Raw genomic sequence first — 19590 nt, 5'->3', positions numbered from 1 at the left:
TTGTCGCCATGACTGCCGAGAGTGTTTGGCCTGCCGGTCCTATGTACACCGAACCGAGCGAGTAACTAATCGACGAACTCACCGACGCCATCGAGGAGCTGGCGTACGAGTTCGCTCGCGACCTGGCCATCCCGATCGAAGGGCTGCCGGAGCCCGGACGTATCCGTACCGCCGAGCAGGTCGTTGCGATATCGCGGCAGAGGGAACTGGCGATACTGCGGGTACTGCGTGAGGTCGGCCCGGCCGCCGAGCGAATTGCCAGCCGGGTGGCGAAGATGGCCGGGCGGCGGGGTGTCACCTACCCACAGCTGGGCCAAGCATGGGGGATCACCCGACAGGCCGCCCGCACCCGGTGGCCCGGCGTCGTCAAGGCTAGCGACCAGCGGCCCCCGGTCTCAGTGAAGGTGGCCGGCGGCACTGCGAACATCTACTGGGAGCCGGAGGACGACGGTTGGTGCTGGAGCGCCAACGCGGCGAACGGCGAGCACCAGACCGAGGGGGGGTGCGCAAGCTCTGAGGAGGCGGCCGCACACGCTGGCGCCTTCCTGGTCGCCAACGCGCTATAGCCTGACCGACTGCGGCAGCCGACCGGTACTGGTCGGCTGCCACTTCGTTCACAGCCATGACGACAGCTCAGTACCTCAGGTTCGGATCGCACCGACGTCGAGGCCGCGCTCCGCCTGCGATAGCTCAAACTGCCCGCAAGCGGTCGATGTGTCGCTTCTGCTGCTTCTCATCCTGCTTGATATGCACGCTGACGAACACGCGTCCACCGTCCGGCTTGTAGTAGATGCGGCCAAGTCGCTGGCTTCCGGCAATGCCGGTCGCCAACTTGCTGACCTCGAACCAGCCAGGCATTCCTTCCAAGTCCTTCCCGACAAGTTGCCCGGCGTCAATCTCGGCGAGAGCACGCATAATCGATGACGGCGACTCCAAGTTCGCGATGACATCGACCGCGTCTAGGATGAAGTCCAACCGGGAGAACGCGATCGGCAGGAACTCAGCCACGCCGCCGCGCCGCGGACGGTTTGCAGTGGCAGCCCGAAGGCGCTCCATCTCAAGTGCTTCGAGTTCGGCAACGCGGTCGACCAGCGCTCCGACCTGATCGGCAAGATCGTCGGCGCGGCTGCGCTGCTCCTCGGCTTCAAGTTCCGACGAACTCGCGCGGTCGAGGAGCGTAGCGTTCTCGGCCAGTGCCAGTTCACGCAGTTCCTCGGCGTCAGCCAGGCTCCTAACGAGCTCGGCAGTGTCAGGGCCGCTGCCTACGTTCTCACGGAGGGCTGCGAGCTGACTTTGAAGATCAGATCGTCGGCGCTCCGCCAGCGCCAAGGCTTCTCGGTGACCGCGTTCATTGGCCTCCGCCGACGCAACCGCACCCTGCAGGTGTGCGACTTCTCGTTCTGCAGCCTCGGCCCGTTGATTCAGCGCGTAGAGCTGATCCAGGAGTTCCTCAATACGGGCCTCCGCGTCTGCGAGGCGCGCCGCTGTCGGATCGACCGGCGCCGTTACTGGTGCAGCAACTGCTGGAGGCGAGATGACGGCGCCGACGAGGGCCAATGCTTCGCCCCTGCTGCCCTTGAACCGAAGGCGAGCGAACCAGTCGTAGAAGTTCCCGTTGTCGGCTGGGCGATGGCTGACGTCCCAGCGCTGAACACTTAGGTCTGCCGCTTCCAGTGCACCCACGAGTTGGCTCGCGACCCGTTCTGGGGCGTTGAAGACGACGTAGTGGCCGTATTGGTTCGATTCGAGATACCAGTCGATGTCGAAGCCCTTGGTGACGGCATCAACGTCGTCGGATGTCGGTGCGTAGGGGATATCGGCACCGGCGAAGAGGAAGCGATCGCAGTCTGCGATCTCCCAACTCGGCTCGCTGAGGTCAATGACATCGCCGACGTGCAGGGCATATACCGAGCCCGCATAGGCGACACCCGCATAGCCGTTCGGCGTGAGGCGAACTGGCCTGCGGATAGCAGCCTCGACCTCCATGCCCCGGTCTAGGACTCTAACGGCCGTCTTCACCCTGGCCATGTCAGGGCGTCCCGCAACGGCACTCCGGGTCACCCCACGGGCGCTTACAGACGGCACAGGGTTGGTAGTACAGATGTTCAAGCAGTTGAGCTTGGGTGGCACCGTCTCGCACGTGGCGCGCGAACGCTGATGGCTTGTGGAGGTAGAGCACGTCGCCTGGCACCGCGGCCTGGTCCTGACTCTGGCTCACGTTTGCGCGTACGACGAGTCCGGACGCCGGGACAGCGTCGGTTTCATCTTCTCCTTTTGGGTCACCATCACCACCGGCGACAACGCCGTCTGGAAGTCCTAGCCCGAACTCAAGGTCGTAGTAGGACGCCTTCGCGCGATCGTTCGCCTGACTCGATGACGCTTCGATCGACAAGATCAAGTCATCGTCGAGAACGACCTCAAGTTCAAGTCGTTCATGTAATGGAGGTGCCGTGTGATCGACCTTGATCGCAACGATTCCCAACGAAGTTCGCCGCTCGCTGGCCTGGGGGTGCGCTGAGAGAGCCGTCGGAGTCACGATCGGGAACTTGGCGATGCCGTCGGTCGGGTCGGCACAGAAGAGATGCACCCGGTCATGCTTCGCCTCGCCACCCAGCGGCATCTCGGTTCCGGCTGTCAACAACGGCATCCGCGAGCCCCGCGCCAGCTCCAACTCGATGGGTTTGGCAAGACGCAGCCTCTGACGGTCGTGGGCAATCCAGGCGGCGCCTTGTGAGATCAGTGTCGCGCTGTTGGCGGGAACCTCGACCCGATCCGGGCCGAACATCTCGTAGAGCCTGCTTCGGATGGCGGGCATCGCCGCCATACCGCCCACGACGACACACAGTGCGACCTGGCCCGGTGCCATCGAGAGGCTATCGAGCAGAGACTCGATCTCGTTGATTCCCGCGGTCACGAGAGGCCTCGTGATCTCTTCCAGTTCCTGTCGGATGAGCTGGTACTGCAACGTCGCACCGGACTGGAAGTAGCTGGGTCGGTAGAAAGTGACGTCCACCCGGTCAGCGGACAGTTCGATCTTGTTACGTTCAGCGTCTTGAAGGAGTCGGAGTTTGGCTTCCGGGATTGCCAAGTCATCGTCTTCGATGTCTTCTCGAGCACGGAAGCGCTTCACGACCTCGTCGCGGATGACTTTGTCGAACTCGTCGCCGCCGACCTGGTCCGATCCGCCGTTGCGCAACTGCCGGATCTGGGAGTCGTCGACGCGACACAACGTGAGGTCCAGGGTTCCGCCGCCCCAGTCCACGACGAGCACATTCCGTCTCGCGAGGCGTCGAGCCATCTCCTCGGGGTCTCGGGACCCACGGATGAATCCGTATAGGGCTGCCAGAGGTTCGTGTACGAACTGGGCGATGCCCATTCCCGCGCTGGCGAACGCCTCTCGAAGTGCTGCACGGCGTACGCCGTTCATTGTAACGGGGATCGTGACGACGGCGTTATCGAGAGCGCCGAGGACGTTCCGTTGGGGGCTCCGCAATGATTCGGACCGGACGTGGCGGACGACGTCGGCGACGATGTCGATCGGGCTCCTATCAACTCCACCGACCGCCACTGCTTCTTCGCCGAGCAGGAACTTAGGCGACTTGACGGTGTTTCCGTGGACGCCGATGCCGGCAGCTCCGAGTGCGTCTTTTGCTTCGCGTCCTACGACGACTTGCTCGCCCTCGTATCGAACGATCGACGGATGCGGTCGACCGGTCTCGACATCCATGACATCGATGACACGGTCGCCCACGACGACGGAGATGAGGCTGTTGGTCGTGCCAAAGTCGAACCCGACAATCATGCGAGTCCTCCAGCAGCGTCTTTCAGTTGTTCCACTTCACGCGTAAGTGCCAGGAGAGACCGGTCCAGGAACTCTTCGGCAACGCTCGGGGCGCCGTTTCGCAATGCGTGGAGTCCATCGGTCAGCAGGTCGATCTCGCCGCTCAACCGTCGAATAATCCTCGTCCTGAGGGTCTCGTAGTCGTCGGCCATGTGACTCTTGTCGACGACACGGTTGTCGCGTTCCGCGGCGAGCTCCTTCTGCAGACGGACGATGTCGGCGGAGAATGCCTCGGCTCGGGCTGTTGCCGCCTGCTCGCTGGCCGTTGCGGCCTGCAGCTCCTCGATGAGCCTGGACTCCCGGTTTGCCGCGGTGTCGACCGCCCGCTCCAGTTCGGCGATATGACGATCGCGGCGAGCGATCCGGGCGATGTAGTTGGCTGCCACAAGCCCGAGCACATCGAGGTCACGGCTGGAGCCGATCGTGCCGACTGCACGTTCCAGGCTGGCCGCCTCAGGAACCTCGTGTTTCCACGACGAGTCGTTCGACTCGTCAATGTACCGGTCCAAGTTCCAATCACGCTGAACTGCGCGAAGAAGGCCGTAGGAGGCGACGGCGTTCTTGACTAGGCGCTCGCTGTCCGCTGCCTTGAACTGGTCGGCCGCAAGGCCCAGTTTCTCTGCGTCGACCTTGCCGGCCTCATATCGCACATGCTGAGGCGAGAGCTGTGGTTCCCGCGTGGGGTCGAGCAACTGATCCGTCCAGACCCGGAACACCGGGTTGTTGGACATTGCCACGATTGAGAGGTCGACCAGCCGACGCAACACGCGTGCAAGGTCGCCATCCTCGGCGCGTTTGAGATCGACACCCTGGCGTGCCACGTATTGAAGCAGCTTGAACGGGGTCGCCAAGGTCGGGTCTGTCGGCGAAAGGGAAGCGATGAGAGCGCCCTGAGCCGTGATGCTCTCATCGGTAATCGGGAGCTTCTTGAGCGACTCCTTGGAGAACTCAAGCAGCCGAGCGTTGGACTCATAGGCAAGCTTCAGCAAGTCCTCGACGGAGTCCACCTGTGGCTTGGGCTTGCGAGAAGCATGCTTCTTGGGCTGCACGCCCTTGCCCTCCTCACCCGACGGGGTGTGCGGCTGAGTCTGCTCGACGGCCTCCTCCGTTGAATCGACGGCTGACGGCGGGGTTGCGGCCGCAGGTGCTGCCGGCTCGACAGCGGCATGCTGATTTTCCTCGTTCAACTTCCTACCTCTTGCATTCGAGCGCGGAATCCGGTGTACCACGCGTCAGTGCCTCTGGAGTGCCGGAGCGCCTCGCTGTGCTTGCTTGCTTCCTTGACGTCACCTGCAGCGAGCAGGGCTTCAGATGCAATAAGGCGGACCTTGAACTGATCCGCCGGTCGCAACTCGTTTAACGCCGGGAGCAGGTGGTGAAGCGGTTCGAGCTCAGACCCGTCAACTGCCATTGCGCTGACATTGAGCAGCTCCTCCGTGACCGAGTCACTGAGAGCCTCGTCGAAACTGCCGTGCGTCCGATCGATCAAGCTGGCCGTGGCAAACGGGGCTCCCTCGATCATTGAGCGGAACCGTGCCGCGACGTCAGAGACACGGTGACTGTTCGTCTTGCGCACTGCCAGACCGAACTGGTTGTAATGAAAGGCGACGAGACCGCAGATCGCTTCGGCAGGTGGACGGTCGAATGCGCCGAGGATCGAGACAGCGCTGTTGTAACGCTGCTCGTACAGCAGCGCTCCGGTCGCATCCGCCGGTCCCGCGCGGTCTTGGCTCGCCTCGCGGTGAAGGACGCCGTACAGGTAGCTCGCGAGTCCTTCTCGGTAACGGCGTGCAGTCTCGCCTCGACCTGCCCTCATGATGAAGGCGTCGATCGTCTGGAGGCTCAGTTCGCGGTTCGAGATGAGCTTGTCGAGCGCTTGGTCGACCAACCGGAGATCCTCTTCCTCGGCAAGGCAGAAGTCGAACTCAAACGTTCGCTCCAGTGGACCGTTGCGCACCGTGACCGTCTGCACGCCGCTCTTCGTGCTGGCAAGGAAGTGGGCCGCCTGGTCCGCTGTCGAGGGCTGTCCGTTGACGCTGATCGACACGACATCCGAAGCACGCCAGTCGGAAGGCGTACTGAGCGCGGTAACCAAGAGGCGGGTTCGCCCGCACTCTCGCCCCTTGAAAACGAGAATCGGCCGCTTGATCGCGTGCCCGTCGAACTGGTGCGCGCGCCGATCCCGCTCGGAGGAAAAGATCAGGCCACATTCGTGACAGGGAAACGTAGGGGCCTTGGGCGGCGACGGCTTCCAGTCAGGATCCTCACCGCTGGGCTCGTGGAACTCCATGTATCCGGTGTGCCAAAACCCCACAAAGGCCCCCTTCTCACGTACGAACAGTCGTGAACTGGTGCACAAATAAGGCTAGTGGTCCGCCACGCAACCTTGGCCGGATAACTGGTCCAGCTTCTAATCGGCGCACTAGCGGCGAAGTTCGTCTTGGGCTCCGCTCGGGCGTTACACCAGCGCGCGTAGGCCCGATCGCCACCTTTGCTCGTCATGACTGCGGTGGTCGCTGCCCTTCAGCGCGTAGTAGCGCAGCGCGGCGAAATCGGACTTGACCAGTTCAACCAGGAGCCGTAGGTCGGCAGGAACACCAGTTCAAGGTTCTTGTCGGTAGCCCAGGCGCAGACCTAGGGGTGCTTATGGGGCGAGTAGTCGGATCTGCAAGCGCAAGCGCGGTAGTACAGCCTGCCAGTGGCCAGATCGAGCGCGGAGATCATTTGCATCACGCCGTTGTAACGGTTGTAGGTGGCACGCAACCGGGCCGGCGAACCCGCCGGGCGCAGCGCTTGCCCGTGCGGGGCATCAGGTTCAACGGCCCCGAACTCTTCAAGACAGATCACCCGCCCATCGGCGGCAGGGCGACCGTAGAGATCCAGGACGCGCTGCATCTTGGTGATGAAGGGGGATCCCCCATAGACCGGTAGGGAGGCGTAGGCGCCCTGGACCGCGATCGCCCTACAGCACACCGAGTCCGCGAACGACGGCCTTACTGACTCGGACGGCTCCAGGCACTGCAGGGGCGCGCTCTAATAGTGCCCTCTTACGGGCCGCCTGCCAGGGCGGCCACTGAGCGCAGGGGAAGTCGCAGGCGTGTAGGAAGAGCTCCAGTGTCTCCGCGCCGGGCCGGCTTCTAGTCAGCATGTTGCTGATAGTGCTCTTGGGCAACCGGTCCGGTCGCGCTGCCTTCTCCAGATCCGCATACGAGAGGCCCCGCGCCTCGCGCAGGCCATCCGGTGCCGCCGCCAGCTCGGCCGAACTGCGTACGGCATCCAGATCTGGCTGCTCCCGCCGCCCTCGCAAGCTGCCCCATCTTCAAGCTGCTGGATTACGGATTGCTGTTTACGCGAGCGCGGTTCATGCGTTCGATCCAGCGTCCGCCCGATATTCGTTTCCCCCGCGCCTGGGGTAGCTGAGATTCAACGCCGCACTGATGAACTGCGACAGAGCGGTCAGGACTACAGAGGGGGCAGTAGCCTAGAGAAAAACTGTTGGGTAAGGGTATCGGCGGAATACAAAACAGTACCCATCATGCCGCGGGTGAGAAGCACCTTGTATGTGTTGCGGATCAGCCGATCGGCCTCTTCATCGCTGACAGACCTTTTCAGCAATGCGGGGTCCTTGCTGGCAGCGCGTACGGTCGTCAGGCGGCCGTCCCGGTATACGAGGTCGGGGCCGAAGATGACGCCGTTCCAGTCGTACTCGAAGCCCTGGGCAGTGTACACAGAGCCGACCTGGTCGAATCCGCCGGGCATGGCGGCCCACAGCGCGCTGGGAGGGGCGCTGCTGACCGGGCGATCGCCCTTGACATTCCAAGGTTTGGACCAACCATCTATCCGTACGTCGGCGACAAGGGTGTCATCACCGGGGTCGCTCCAGCGCCAGCAGAAGCCCGCGGTCATCCGAGCCGAGTAGCCGTCATCCAGTTTGCCGCGCAGCAGCCCTTCCAGCTCGTATGGCGACTCGGCTAGAAGCACCTCGAAGTGGTCGTCGCCGATCCAGTGCTCGGGGTCGCCGCCGTCCAAGCCGAGCAGGCGCAATACCCACTCCTCGTACGTGCGGCTGCCGCCGCAGCGGAACTGGCCGTCCAGATCCACCTGGTGGACGGCCAGACCGCGGGCTTGTGCGTGCGCCCTGATGTCGGCGACGGTCCCGGTCTCGCCCGGCCGTACCACCTGGTGTTCGTCGAGGAGGAAGACGGGGACGCGGGCGGCGCTCATCAGCTCGTCGAGCTGGGACCGTCCCGTCCGTTCGGCGGCCCTGGTGAAGCGATTGGCCGAGGTCTCGCGGATCCGGTGGGCCTCGTCGCAGATCAGCACGTCGAGGCTGTTCGGCTTGGCGGTCATGAAGTTGTTGAAGTACTTGAACATCGCCTTCGTGCGGGTGGATCCCCTGGCCACGTGGCGGCGCATGGTCTCGGTGAAGGAGCGCGATCCGGTGGCGTGGTGTGCCGGATGGCCGCGCTCGGCGAGTTCGCCGAGCAGAGACAGGGCGATGACGCTCTTGCCCGAGCCGGGACCGCCGGTGACGATGACGACTTCCTTGGAGTCGGCCGCCCTGGCCTTCTCCGCCGCGTGCAGCACGATCTCGTACGCCAGGCGCTGCTGGTCCAGCAGGACGAACTGGTCCCGGTGCTTGATCTCGGCCGCGGCCACCTTCAGCAGTTGCTTGGACGGCCGGATCGCCGACGCCAGCAGCCTGTCGGCGGCGTGCGCACCGGGTTCGGGCGCGAACTGCGCACACAGGTAGTCGATGAACTGACCACGACGGCTCTGGCTGAACAGACGGGTCCGCTCGTCGTCCACAAGGTTGTAGAGGTCGTGGATGTCCAGGTCGTTCGCGTTGTGCAGGTAGGCGACGCCGCGGACGGCATCGCGGCGGTGCTCCAGAACGTCTATGGAGTCCGCCAGGTAGTCGCAGTAGCCACGGACCTCAAGCAAAGGGTGGAGTTTGGGGTCGCCTGTACCTGAGACCAGGACGAGATCAGCGTTGTCCTCGTACAACTCAGCATGAGCCCACTGCTTCAGCTGGACGATCACGTAGGCGTCGTTGCCGGTACGCCTGTCGACCCCAGACAGAACTACGTCCGCGCACTTGTTCGTCAACGGAAGCCGATAATGAACAAGGACTTCGATATCTCCGAGACCCGCTGCAATCATGTCCCGTGCAAGATTCGTAACGCTATCGGGCCATGACTCATCGTTGTAAGACGACGCTCGCACGGTTCGGGCAGACCCCTGATGGTGCGCCATGCAAGCATCCATACCGGAACCATTTTTCGACATGGTGGCCAATTTTTTCGCAGGATAGCGAACCATGGTCGAACGAATGGTGAACATTTTTTCCTTTTTACTGCTCAGGGAATCATCGACCTGCATGGTGGCAGTAGGCGACATCTCACCTTGTCGGGCGATGTTGCTCACAGACATTCTGAAGCTAACTCATCTATCCACTCTAGAAACCCTGTGAGCTGCTTGGAGTCGGCATCTTCCCAGAGCTTGTCGGCACGGTAATGGGCGTACTTATTTCTTATCTGCCTCAGAGTTGCCAATTCAGTTATGAAGACCTCCGAGTCAATTTTCCATCCGAGTTTGACCCAGCTCTCGTCCCGAGAGAACGCACGCTCGACATCGCAGAGGACAAGCTCGTGAGCAGTATGAATGCGTGCTTTTCCTGTGGCCTGTCGCAGTTCGTTGACCGATGGATAGATGTGGCTGAGTATCTTGCGGAGCCGAAGCTCAATCTCTCCGATCAACAGATACGGACCGGTCAATTTCTGGCGAGCCTCGTGGACGTCGGAGAGGGTGACGACTCCGCTGATTACTCCAGCTGTATCACGAACGAAGACGAAGCGGTGCCGGCTATCGGGTGGGAATGCCTTCCGGACTTCTTCGTCTACTGCGACCGCTGCTGCCGGCCGAGTGATACCAGCGAGCGTAGGCGTACGGCCTGAGACATCCGCAGATAGTACGCTCTCCTGAGTAACGGCCCCGATGAGAGTTGACGGGTCGGCGAGTACGGGAAGTTGCCTGTACTTATACCGAGCGAAGAGTGTCTTAACGCGCTTCGCAGTATCGGTCGGGGAGACGCTGAGGAGGTTACTGAGATGAGAGCTGGGGAGGTGCTCGATACGTAGCGTTACGTCGAGATTGCCGCTCAACGGCAGCATTGGCTACTCCTACGGGTGGGAGCTTCCCTAGACCACTCAAGTGGCGGGAGCTCGGCGGGCCGTATGTGTTACGGGACACCCTAGCGGACATGATCGCACTTTGGTGAGAGTTTCTTGGCGATCGTGATCAGAGGAAGAGTAGTCGCCTGCCGACCTGCTGCAGCGGGGCTTTCCCACCACACGCCCAACCAGCACGGGGTGGCGGACTTCCTTCACAAACGTGATGACGCGGGCCGCGACGTGCAGTAACGTCGCGTCCCTTGTTGATTTTCTCCGGTGGTGGTCTTGAGGGTGGCGATGCAAGGTCATCGGCGGCACATCCAGACCCATCTAAGGTCCGCGAGTGGAACGATGCGCCGATCTCGATGGTGACCACCGAGTTTGGCAGCAGCTTGGCCAGCAGCCCGCCCTCACCGGCCAGGCCCACCCCGCCGTTTGTTAGCCCGCTCCGCCAGTAACGCCATCAGCTCGTGGGTGAGATCTCCCGGCTTCTGCACTGAGGTGGCGGTGGTCGCATCCGAAGTTCCTGGTTATGGGGATCCTCGCAAGGGAACGAGCCTCCATCGAAGCCGGAGCGTTCGGCTCTCCCGCGACTGCCATACTGGCTGGCGAGCAGGATCGACATTGACGAAGCCACGATCATGCCGTCCACTGCCAACGGCACGAGGGCCGCCCCCAGCTCACTTTCGCCCTGCCGCAACGCCAGCTCATGTATCTGTCGGTACGAGACGACCGCGGCGATCACGGCCAGCAGACCCACGGACGCGGTTGTCGTCCATGAAGTGCAGGCATCCACCCGGGAGTAGAGACTCATCGCGCCCCGCCTCCGTTGGCCACCTCGGCGCGGGCTTCAACGACGAGACGTCCGGAGGAAACCGCAGGTGAGAGCGCCGTAGATTTGCGTCGTGCCTGGCCGGGGGCACTCTTTGATCAGCTCGAATGGGCCCCGACCTGGGGCTTCTCTCGATCCATCAGACGATCTTAGGCAGTCGTAGGTCACTGTCGGCAGCCGTACGCCGTTGGTCTCGGGATATGCGCGGGATGGCATCGACCGCGTTCGCCCAGCTCACAAGCCAGGAGCGACAAGCCTCGGGATAGCCCGCGGCCTTGCAGCGCGCGTGCGGAATGGCTACTTCCTGCTGGGCCTGACAGCCGCCCCCTGAACGACCATGCGTAGCCGCAAGGGGTGACGACCTTTCGTCAGAACCCGTGCACACGTGCGGTCAGAACCCCACACACCGGGCACGGCACAGGCTCATTCCGAGTGCGGGCCATGATCCGAATGAGGTCGTTCTCGTCCGCCACGTCCACGATGACCAAGTCAGACAGCCCTGAGAACACCACACCCACTAGATCGGTGATTTTCAGCACGCCTCAGGCTGGCAGGTGATCTCTCAGTGCCACCACCGATGACGGGACAGACCCGCTGTTCTTACAGTCCCTCGCTCGCTAACCTGCGCAGGCAGTTGCAAAGGAGAACCCAGTGGGAACGAGTTGTGGAGTGGCTGGTTTGAACGGCCTGCTGACGTGAACGTTAACTGAGGCCGTGCATAGCGCTATGGATGGCAGTCATGAGCGCCTCCGTGCGAAGCTGAAGGAAACCGTCAAAGTCATCCTTCTGCAAACTGTCAATGTCGATCACGTGGCGCACGACGTGCTTGCCGATGGTCGCGACGTCTATCTTTCCGCTGTTCGCCAGTCTCTGAAGGTACTCGGACGGTGCGTAGCCTCCGATGATCCGGTTCGTTCGGGCGGAGAGCGGCGTCTTGTTCACGATCGAGTCGTACACCTTGCTCTGAATCCCCTGCTTCTCGCACCAGGCCTTGGGGAAAACGTGGTGGATGTCGATGGCGTCGTCGAAGTACACCGCTGCGTTCACAGCGTCGCCCGTCCGCCAGTCGCTCGCGCCCGCCTTGAGCAGCATGGCATAGAGGCCCTTGTACGCCGCGCTGTTACGGGTGCGTAGCGTAGTGAGCCGCTCCGGGAGGAACTGTGCATCACGGATCGTCCGCGGCTCATCCTGCGTCTCACCGCGGACCCATGCCACCACCTCGGGTAGGTCACGCGCGAACCGAGTCTCGGTCGTCCCCCCGTACAGCTCGCCGAACACGCCGCTCCAGTACCACCGGCTGATGCGTTCCTGCGCCTGCAGCCCTTCCGCATCCTGCCCAAGTGTGGCAAAGATCGCCGCCAAGGGGATGAGCTGGCTACCGTACGGCAGGAACTTGGTCTCGTAGATGCACTGCTTATGAAGAAACCGCGCGGCCTGCAGCAGGCCGTCGACGGCCTTGGGCGCCCACTGCCGATATTCGTTGAGACTCAGGCCGAGGATGTCTGGACGCCGGCACCCGATGCGAGGTGCGCGCTCGCCATCGGCTCCAGCCTCGAGTGCCGCGTGACGGCGGGCTTGCGTGGCTAGTAGCGTGACCGCTTGAAGCAGGTCAGTATTCTGCACATCCCAGAGGATCCGGAATTGTTGATCGCTCCAACGTTCCTTGATTTTCTCCCAGTCGCGTCGCAGGTCGAACTCATCCGCCGCGTAGGTGGCAGTGAGGAGTTCGAAGACTGTGAGCGTCACGCCACCCGTGTTGACCTTCTCGAAAACCTGACAGACGGCTTCGCGAGGAGTGTCGCGGCCCAACTCGATCACAGGGACCAGGTACTGCTTGAAACGCTGAACGAACAACTCATCGAACTGCGTCCACAGCTCGATCTTCTCCTGAGCGTACGTCCAGTTCTTGAAGTAGCCGCTCATCCATGCGGCGCCGTCGAATACTGCGGCGAGGGGAAACAGCTGCGCCTCATACTCGTTGGCCGCGGCTGTGTAATCCTCCAGCATCTGCCCGCGGAAGTCTCGGACTACCTTGCCCGCCGGGATGAAGCGGATTGCCTCTTCGCGATCCAGCGTGGTGTCGAGCACGCGCTGCATGTCCGCGTAGAACCAGCCGGACATGTCCTTGCCCCGGTCGTCGCGAGTCTGCACTGGCTCGCCCAGCATGAGGGCCTGGAACAGCGACGTCAGTCGTTGTTGACCGTCCAGCAGGAGGCGGTCTGGTTTCTTCGTCGCGGTGGCTGCGGCACCCTCGAGGGGGCGCTGTTTGAACCGGGCGTCACCACCGGTCTGCAGCGTCATAAGCGTTCCCACGGGGTAGCCGAGCGAGATCGAGGCGAGCAGTCCGGTGATGCCGCGGTAGGGCCAGACCCAGCCGCGTTGGAAGTCGGGAAGTTGAATCCGCCCGCTGCGTACCTGCTTCAGCAGATCTTGCAGAAATTCCTTCTCGATCCCGAACGCCTCGACACCCATGTGTGACCCCTCGCCTCGCGCCAGTCTTCAAAGAGCGTAGGAAACCGTACCGACACGCGCATCGGAATCGAGGTAACAGAATGGGCTCTAGCACAGATGGCTTGTGAATGAAGCACACGTGATTGGATGAAGGCCCCAGACGCATCGCTGATCCGTGCCGCGTGTGCTCTGATGGCCTTGCTCCTCATCGGGAGATCCCCTGTGTGTACTTCCCCGACACATGCCACGCTGCAAGACGAGGTTCGTACTCGAATCACGGACTCGACGCCGCCTCGGTGGTGACGTCGTCAGACGACGATCACCTCGAGGCCGGTGTCGCTCAACCGGGCGACTTCCGCGGGGTCGGCGCCGTCGTCGGTCACGAGCACGTCGATGTCCTCAATAGGGGCGATAGGAGTGAAGCCGCGGCGCCCGACCTTGCTGGAGTCGGCGACGACGACCTTCCGGGTCGCCCGTCGCACGATCGTCGCGCCGACCTCGGCCACGAGCTGGTGCGGTGTGGTCAGGCCCCCGTCGGCGCTCAGGCCGTCGCACCCGAGGACGGCGACGTCGGCGCTGACCCCCTCGAACGCGGCCAGCGCCTGGGGGCCGACGAAGGCCATGTAGGCGGGCAGGTACAGGCCGCCGACGGCCACCAGGTGAGGATCGCTCCAGGCGCTGACGTCGTCGATGATCGGCAGGGAGTTGGTTACCACGGTCAGGGACGTCTGCGCGGACGCGTCCAGGCTCGCGGCGACCCGGGCAACGGTGGACCCGGAGTAGAAGAAGACCACCGAGGCGTGGTCGAGGAGGGCGGCGGCTCGACGGGCGATCTTGAACTTGGCCTCGGCGTTGCGCTGAGCGGCCTCGGCGTACTGCCGGGAGGTCGGGGTGTGCGCGGGGCGGCCGGCGCCGCCGCGAACCCTGGTGATCAGCCCCTCGGCGACCATGGCGTTCAGGTCGCGCCGCACCGACATCTCGGTGAGGCCGAACTCGTCGGCGAGCTCCTTTACGCTCACGAACTCCTTGCCGTCGAGGAGCTCGAGCACGCGCGCACGGCGTTCGCGCGTACGCAATCGGGGAGGGCTGAGCTCGGACTCGCGTGCGGAAGAGGACTGGGTCACCACACCGCCCATGTTCGCATCCTGTTCGGTTCATGCACAACACAACACCGAGGTGTGCGTTCGCACAGTTGGGCTTGACGTATCCCATGACACTGTCGAGCGCGCCTAAAGGACGCCCGGGCGCCAGCCGGTGGCGTCCTGCTCGGTGATCTCGCGCAGGATCCGGGCGGGGTTGCCGGCGGCGATGACGCGTGCGGGGACGTCCCGGGTCACGACGGCCCCGGAGCCGACGATCGCGCCGTCGCCGATGGTCACGCCGGGGTTGACGGTGACCCCGCCTCCTATCCACACGCCGTCGCCGATCGTCACGGGCTTGGCGTAGCAGGCTCCGGCGACGCGCTCGGCGGGATCGATGGCGTGGTTGGAGGTGTAGATGCTCACGCGCGGTCCGAGCAGGACGTTGTCGCCGATCGTGATCCGTGCGCCGTCGAGCATGACGGCGTCGAAGTTGGCGTAGAAATTGGCGCCGACGCTGATGTTGTAGCCGAACTCGCACCGGAAGGTGGGCTCGAAGTGGGCGCCGGGACCGACGTGGTCGAGCAGGTCGCGCAGGAGGGCCTCACGGTGGGCCTGGGGAGCGCCGAAGCTGTCGTTGTAAGCGTTGGTGAGCAGCACGGCCCGCTGGCGGGCGGCGACCAGTTCGTCGGTCAGGTCGTTGTACATCCGCCCGGTAAGGATGTGGGCGCGCTGTGCCTCGAGGCTCACGGTTGTCTCCTGCGGCGTTCGGTCTTCGTGTCAGTGCGCAGTGTGGGGTGGTGTGGTGCGCGGTGCCTGCGCGACCGGCTTCGAGCCAGGCCGCGCAGGCGCAGGGTCGGGTGCTCGTTGAGGATCAAGTGTTGCGGACGTCGGCCACCGACGCTGATGGGGCCTCTCCCGCGGTGAGCATGACCTGCATACGGTCGTAGCGTTCCCGCGAGCGCCGGCGTAGCCACAGTGCGTACCCACTGCCGAGGAAGCCGAAGAAGATCAGCAGGCCGATCAGGATCCAGGTGAGAGTTTGGGAGGCACCCAGCAGGAGGTCGAGGCTGGACAACGCCAGGACGAGGATGCTCCCGAGGCCCGCGATGGCGAGCAGCGGAGCGATGACGGTGTGCCAGCGTCGCTTGTCGACGTCGTTGCGGCGGAAGAAGACGAAGATGGCCACGCCGGCCAGGATCTGCGCGGTGACGATGCCGACGGTCCCGATGCCGGCAAGCCAGGTGAACAGGGTCGTGTAGGGGTCCAGGCCCGCGATGGCGAAGCCGGCGACCACGGCCGCGGCGCTGATGGTCTGCACGGTGGCGGCGACGTGAGGAGTCTTCTGGACCTTGCGGGTGTGGCCGAGACGGTTCCAGACCAGGCCCTGACGACCCAGCGCGTACAGGTAGCGCGAGAGGTTGTTGTGGAAGGTGACGATCGCGGCGAACAAGGCAGTGATGATCAGGACCTGGAAGGTGTGCGCGATCCAGCCCCCGAGCACGGTGTCCGCGACGAAGAAGATCAGGTTGCCGGACTCCTTCTGGGCCACGGCCTGGGCGTCGTCGACGCCGACGGCGTTGATGACCAGGTAGGAGGTCAGTGCGTAGACGCAGGCCATGAAGACGACGGCGAAGTAGGTGGCGCGGGGGATCGTGCGCCGGGGGTTCTTGGCCTCCTCGGCATAGATGGCCGATCCTTCGAACCCGATGAACGTCGTGTGGGCCAGCATGACGGACACCCCGACACCGACGGCGAAGACGGTGGGGATGGAGAACGGGGTGAGGCTGAAGCCTTCACTCGCGGCGGCGGTGTCGGGGCTGAACACGATCCCGGCGCCCAGGGTCAGGAGCATGGTGCACTCGAGGGTGATGAGCACGCCCAGAATGACGCCGCCGGCGTGAACGCCCTGCAGTCCCAGTGCGAGGCAGGCGAGCATCGCGACGATCGCGCACACCCACCAGGGCACGTCGAGGCCTGCCGCGTCGTGCAGCAGTGAGGACAGGTAGTAGCCGAAGCCGCCGTACAGGGAGAACTGGATGCAGCTGTAGGCGAAGACGGTGACCGCTGCCGACCCGAGGCCGACGACGCGGCCCAGGCCGAGGGTGGTGTAGGCGTACAGGGCGCCGGCGTTGGCCACGTGTCGGCTCATGGCCAGGTAGCCCACCGCGAACAGCAGCAGGATGCCCGCGGCGATGATGAACGCGCCGGGGGTGCCGGCGCCGTTGCCGAGGCCGATCATGATCGGCACGAGGCCGACGACGCCGGTCAGGGGCGAGGCTGCGGCGATGATGTAGAAGGCGATCGCCGGCGCGCCGAGCGAGTTGGGCTTGAGCCCGTGATCGCCCGAGTGCGTCTTGCTTCCATCGGCGGCGGATGGGGAGCCGGGGCCCGGTGCGGCCTGGGGTGAGTCCGGATGGGGCTGCGTCTGCATCGATGTGCCCACTTTCTTCTTGCGGCCCGGCGCGTGGGTCGTGCGGGCCGCCGAACGGTCCGAGGCACTCAGATCTCAAGGGCGGGGCAGGCCCCGCTGCCCGACCCTTGACGCCTCGGTGTATTGCGGAGCATCGAACATCGTTCTGGTTCACATGTCAACACTTGCCTGTTTTTTGCGATAGTGAGTAATGTTCGAAACGAACTTCAGATCCATCGCTTCGAACAGAATTTGATCGTAGGTGGTGGGTTCGGCCGCGGGTGGCAGATCCCGCGGCGATGACGCTGCCCGGCGTCGTTCTCAAGACGGAGGTGAGGCCGATGACCACTACGCGCTACGACGTGGTGGTGGTCGGTGGCGGCGTCCTCGGCACAGCTGTGGCCGAGCGGCTGGCGCGCACCAGCGCAAGCGTATGTCTGCTCGAGGCCGAAGGTGACGTCGGGGAGCACGCGAGCAAGGGCAACGCCGGGGTGGCGGTGTCGTACTACGGCGGACCGGGCACGCTTGAGACCGAGCTGATCAACGCCTCCAACCCTCTCTGGGAGGAGCTGTGCGAGCGCCTGGACGTGCCCTACCGGCGCATCGGCGGCCTGATGGTGGCCCTGAGCGAGCGCGAGGCCGAGCGGCTGGAGCACACCAGGGCTGAGGCGGCCGCGTGCGGTGTGCGGGTGCGGATCCTCAGCGCCGGCGAGGTACGCGAGGCGGAGCCGTTGGTGACCCCCGACGCGGTCGCCGGCCTGTCCCTGCCGGACGAGGGCGTCATCGACCCGATGCGCCTGACGGCCTCGTTCGCCAGTCTGGCCGCCGCCAACGGTGCGGTGATCCGGCTGCGCGAGCGGGTCGAGGCCATCGAGCACGAGGACGACGGCGCCAGCACGGTGATCACCGATGCCGGACGCTACCGAGCACGGTTCGTCGTCAACGCCGCGGGCGTCGGCGCGGGCGCCGTGTCGCGGATGGCCGGTGGTGAGCCGCTGGTGACCTGGCCGCGCAAGGGGCAGTACGTCGTGGTCGACAGGGCCTTCGCCGGCGCCCTGCGCCAGATCGTGTTCTGCACCCACCTTCCCGACACCAAGGGCATCAACGTCGTGCCGACCACGCACGGTTCGGCGCTGCTGGGCCCGACGGCCACCGACGTGACCGACCCGGACGACCGGGCCACCGATGCCGAGACGATCGCCCGGGTCGTCGCCGAGGCGGCTCGGCTGGTGCCCGCCGTGGCCGAGGCGTACGCGATCAAGACCTTCGCCGCCAACCGCCCGGCCGGCGACGAACCGCACCGCCTGCGTGTGGACGCGCACGTGCCGAACCTGGTGCACGTCACCGACCGCTCGGCAGGGGTGAGCATCTCCCCGGCCGCGGCGCAGTACACCCTCGACCTGCTCCAGGCCGCCGGCCTGGACGCGGTCGAGCGGCCCGACGCGCACACCGCGCTACCGCGGATCCCACGCCTGCGCACCGCGCCCGAGCCCGAGCGGCTCACGGAGGTCAACCCGCTGTACGGGCAGGTCGTCTGCGCATGCGAGCACGTCAGCGCCGCCGAGATCGACGCGGCGCTGAGCGCCCCGGTCCCGGCGACGTCCATCGACGGTGTGCGCAAGCGCACCGGCGCCGGCTACGGGCGATGCCAAGGCTCGTTGTGCCTGGCCGGCATCTCGTTCCTCACGGCGATGGCGACCGGGTGCGGGCCGGACACCGTGCGCCACACCGTGCGCGGGACGGTGGGGTCGTGAGCCGCCTGCTGGTCGTCGGCGCCGGCCCGAGCGGCCTGGGATGCGCCACCGAGCTCGCTCGAAGTGGCGGACACGACGTGCTGCTGATCGACCGGGTCCCGGTCGCCGGAGGCGAGTCCGGGTGGGACGAGCCCGAGGTGCGCGATCTGGTCCGCGCCGCGACCGACGCCGGTGTCGAGTTCCGGTTCGGGGCCGCGGCCGCCGTCTGGACCGACCGGCGTCTGCTGCTGACCGCACCGGGCACGATTCGGTGGGTCGAGGCCGACCACCTGTTCTACGCGGGAGGACTCCGCCCCGCCACCGCTTCCGACCTGAACATCGTCGGTGAACGGCCCGCGGGAGTGCTGCCCGCGACCGTGGCCGATCACCTGCTGAGCACCGGCGTCCCCCTGTGGAAGCGCGCCGTGATCGTGGGCGACGGGCCGTGGGCGCCGCACATCGCGGAGCGGATCCGCGGGGCCGGCGGCCACGTGACCGCCGTCGGCGCCGGATCGCCCACGTGGGCCGACCAGGTGGTCGCGGGAGGAACGGGACTGGAGGTCCTCGGGCGCGACCGCGTGCACACGCTGCGCGTCGTCGAGGGGACCCGGGCCAGGGACCTGGCGTGTGACGCGGTCATCCTCGCCGCCGGGCCCTTACCGAACCGCAACGTCGACGGCGCGCTGGCCGAAGGGGCCCCGCATGTCACGTTCGTCCAGCCCCTCGACGCCCGGGGAATCGCGCCTCGCGCGCAGGCCGGACGCGCCATCGCCGCCCACTGGGCCCGAACGAACGGAGGAAACCCGTGAAAGTCAGCTCCCCGATCGGCGAGCTGCCGTTCGAGCCGCGCAGCATACGCGCGCGGGACGGCGGCATCCAGATGGAAGGCGTCATGGGTGCCTGGCCCGCCAAGGTGGAGATCGACGCCGACGACATTCCCGGCCTGCTGCGGCTCGTCCTGCGCCCGGGTGTCCTGGGCGTTCTGATCAGGATCGCGTTCGCCCAGGCCGGACGCGCCCTGTTCCGTCGTCGCTGATCACCTCGCTCACGGAGCTTCACGTTCTCCGA

16 protein-coding genes are annotated in these 19590 nt (G+C 64.9%); 3 read left to right on the top strand and 13 right to left on the bottom strand.

The window, feature by feature from the left end; all coding sequences use genetic code 11:
* Positions 1-65: 65 nt before the first annotated feature.
* The 13 genes from HHX37_RS22450 to HHX37_RS22390 all read right to left on the bottom strand — a co-directional run bounded on the left by HHX37_RS22450 (position 66) and on the right by HHX37_RS22390 (position 16810).
* Positions 66-317 (bottom strand): hypothetical protein, encoded by a 252-nt coding sequence (locus HHX37_RS22450; protein WP_182886641.1) that lies wholly within the window; start codon positions 315-317, stop codon positions 66-68.
* Positions 318-690: 373 nt separating this feature from the next.
* Positions 691-1986, bottom strand: a complete 1296-nt coding sequence (locus HHX37_RS22445) for a hypothetical protein (protein ID WP_182886640.1) — start codon at positions 1984-1986, stop codon at positions 691-693.
* A gap of 43 nt (positions 1987-2029) precedes the next feature.
* Complete coding sequence (locus HHX37_RS22440) at positions 2030-3802, bottom strand: Hsp70 family protein (RefSeq protein ID WP_182886639.1); 1773 nt, start codon at positions 3800-3802, stop codon at positions 2030-2032.
* Positions 3799-5028 (bottom strand): hypothetical protein, encoded by a 1230-nt coding sequence (locus tag HHX37_RS22435; protein ID WP_182886638.1) that lies wholly within the window; start codon positions 5026-5028, stop codon positions 3799-3801. Before HHX37_RS22435 ends, HHX37_RS22440 begins: the two co-directional genes overlap by 4 nt.
* The gene (locus HHX37_RS22430) at positions 5025-6131 is read right to left on the bottom strand and encodes a hypothetical protein (RefSeq protein WP_182886637.1); all 1107 of its coding nucleotides are present in this window, start codon (positions 6129-6131) and stop codon (positions 5025-5027) included. Before HHX37_RS22430 ends, HHX37_RS22435 begins: the two co-directional genes overlap by 4 nt.
* A 344-nt stretch (positions 6132-6475) precedes the next feature.
* A complete protein-coding gene (locus HHX37_RS22425) occupies positions 6476-6736 on the bottom strand; it encodes a hypothetical protein (protein WP_182886636.1) in 261 nt (86 codons plus the stop codon).
* Positions 6737-7303: 567 nt separating this feature from the next.
* The gene (locus tag HHX37_RS22420) at positions 7304-9268 is read right to left on the bottom strand and encodes a DUF2075 domain-containing protein (protein ID WP_310740472.1); all 1965 of its coding nucleotides are present in this window, start codon (positions 9266-9268) and stop codon (positions 7304-7306) included.
* Positions 9265-10014, bottom strand: a complete 750-nt coding sequence (locus tag HHX37_RS22415; RefSeq protein ID WP_182886635.1) for a CBS domain-containing protein — start codon at positions 10012-10014, stop codon at positions 9265-9267. The genes HHX37_RS22420 and HHX37_RS22415 overlap by 4 nt, the downstream gene beginning before the upstream one ends.
* A 463-nt stretch (positions 10015-10477) precedes the next feature.
* A complete protein-coding gene (locus HHX37_RS22410) occupies positions 10478-10828 on the bottom strand; it encodes a DUF2637 domain-containing protein (protein ID WP_182886634.1) in 351 nt (116 codons plus the stop codon).
* 720 nt (positions 10829-11548) lie between these two features.
* Complete coding sequence (locus HHX37_RS22405) at positions 11549-13318, bottom strand: DUF262 domain-containing protein (protein ID WP_182886633.1); 1770 nt, start codon at positions 13316-13318, stop codon at positions 11549-11551.
* A 287-nt stretch (positions 13319-13605) separates the two neighbouring features.
* On the bottom strand, positions 13606-14433 hold the full coding sequence (locus HHX37_RS22400) for a DeoR/GlpR family DNA-binding transcription regulator (RefSeq protein ID WP_259406658.1): 828 nt from the start codon (positions 14431-14433) through the stop codon (positions 13606-13608).
* A gap of 93 nt (positions 14434-14526) precedes the next feature.
* Positions 14527-15126, bottom strand: coding sequence for a sugar O-acetyltransferase (locus tag HHX37_RS22395; RefSeq protein WP_182886631.1), 600 nt, complete (start codon positions 15124-15126; stop codon positions 14527-14529).
* A 124-nt stretch (positions 15127-15250) separates the two neighbouring features.
* Positions 15251-16810: an APC family permease gene (locus tag HHX37_RS22390; protein ID WP_182886630.1), complete on the bottom strand. Its 1560-nt coding sequence runs from the start codon at positions 16808-16810 to the stop codon at positions 15251-15253.
* A 320-nt stretch (positions 16811-17130) separates the two neighbouring features.
* Here HHX37_RS22390 and HHX37_RS22385 point away from each other — a divergent pair, with 320 nt between their 5' ends.
* The 3 genes from HHX37_RS22385 to HHX37_RS22375 are packed head-to-tail and all read left to right on the top strand — an operon-like array spanning position 17131 to position 19558.
* On the top strand, positions 17131-18543 hold the full coding sequence (locus HHX37_RS22385; RefSeq protein ID WP_182886629.1) for an NAD(P)/FAD-dependent oxidoreductase: 1413 nt from the start codon (positions 17131-17133) through the stop codon (positions 18541-18543).
* On the top strand, positions 18540-19331 hold the full coding sequence (locus tag HHX37_RS22380; protein ID WP_182886628.1) for an FAD-dependent oxidoreductase: 792 nt from the start codon (positions 18540-18542) through the stop codon (positions 19329-19331). The genes HHX37_RS22385 and HHX37_RS22380 overlap by 4 nt, the downstream gene beginning before the upstream one ends.
* Positions 19328-19558 (top strand): hypothetical protein, encoded by a 231-nt coding sequence (locus HHX37_RS22375; protein WP_182886627.1) that lies wholly within the window; start codon positions 19328-19330, stop codon positions 19556-19558. Before HHX37_RS22380 ends, HHX37_RS22375 begins: the two co-directional genes overlap by 4 nt.
* The last annotated feature ends 32 nt before the right edge of the window (positions 19559-19590 follow it).

The organism is Microbispora sp. H10885 (genome assembly GCF_014161415.1).
Taxonomy (GTDB): domain Bacteria; phylum Actinomycetota; class Actinomycetes; order Streptosporangiales; family Streptosporangiaceae; genus Microbispora; species Microbispora triticiradicis.
This window is presented reverse-complemented; position numbering and strand designations above follow the sequence as displayed.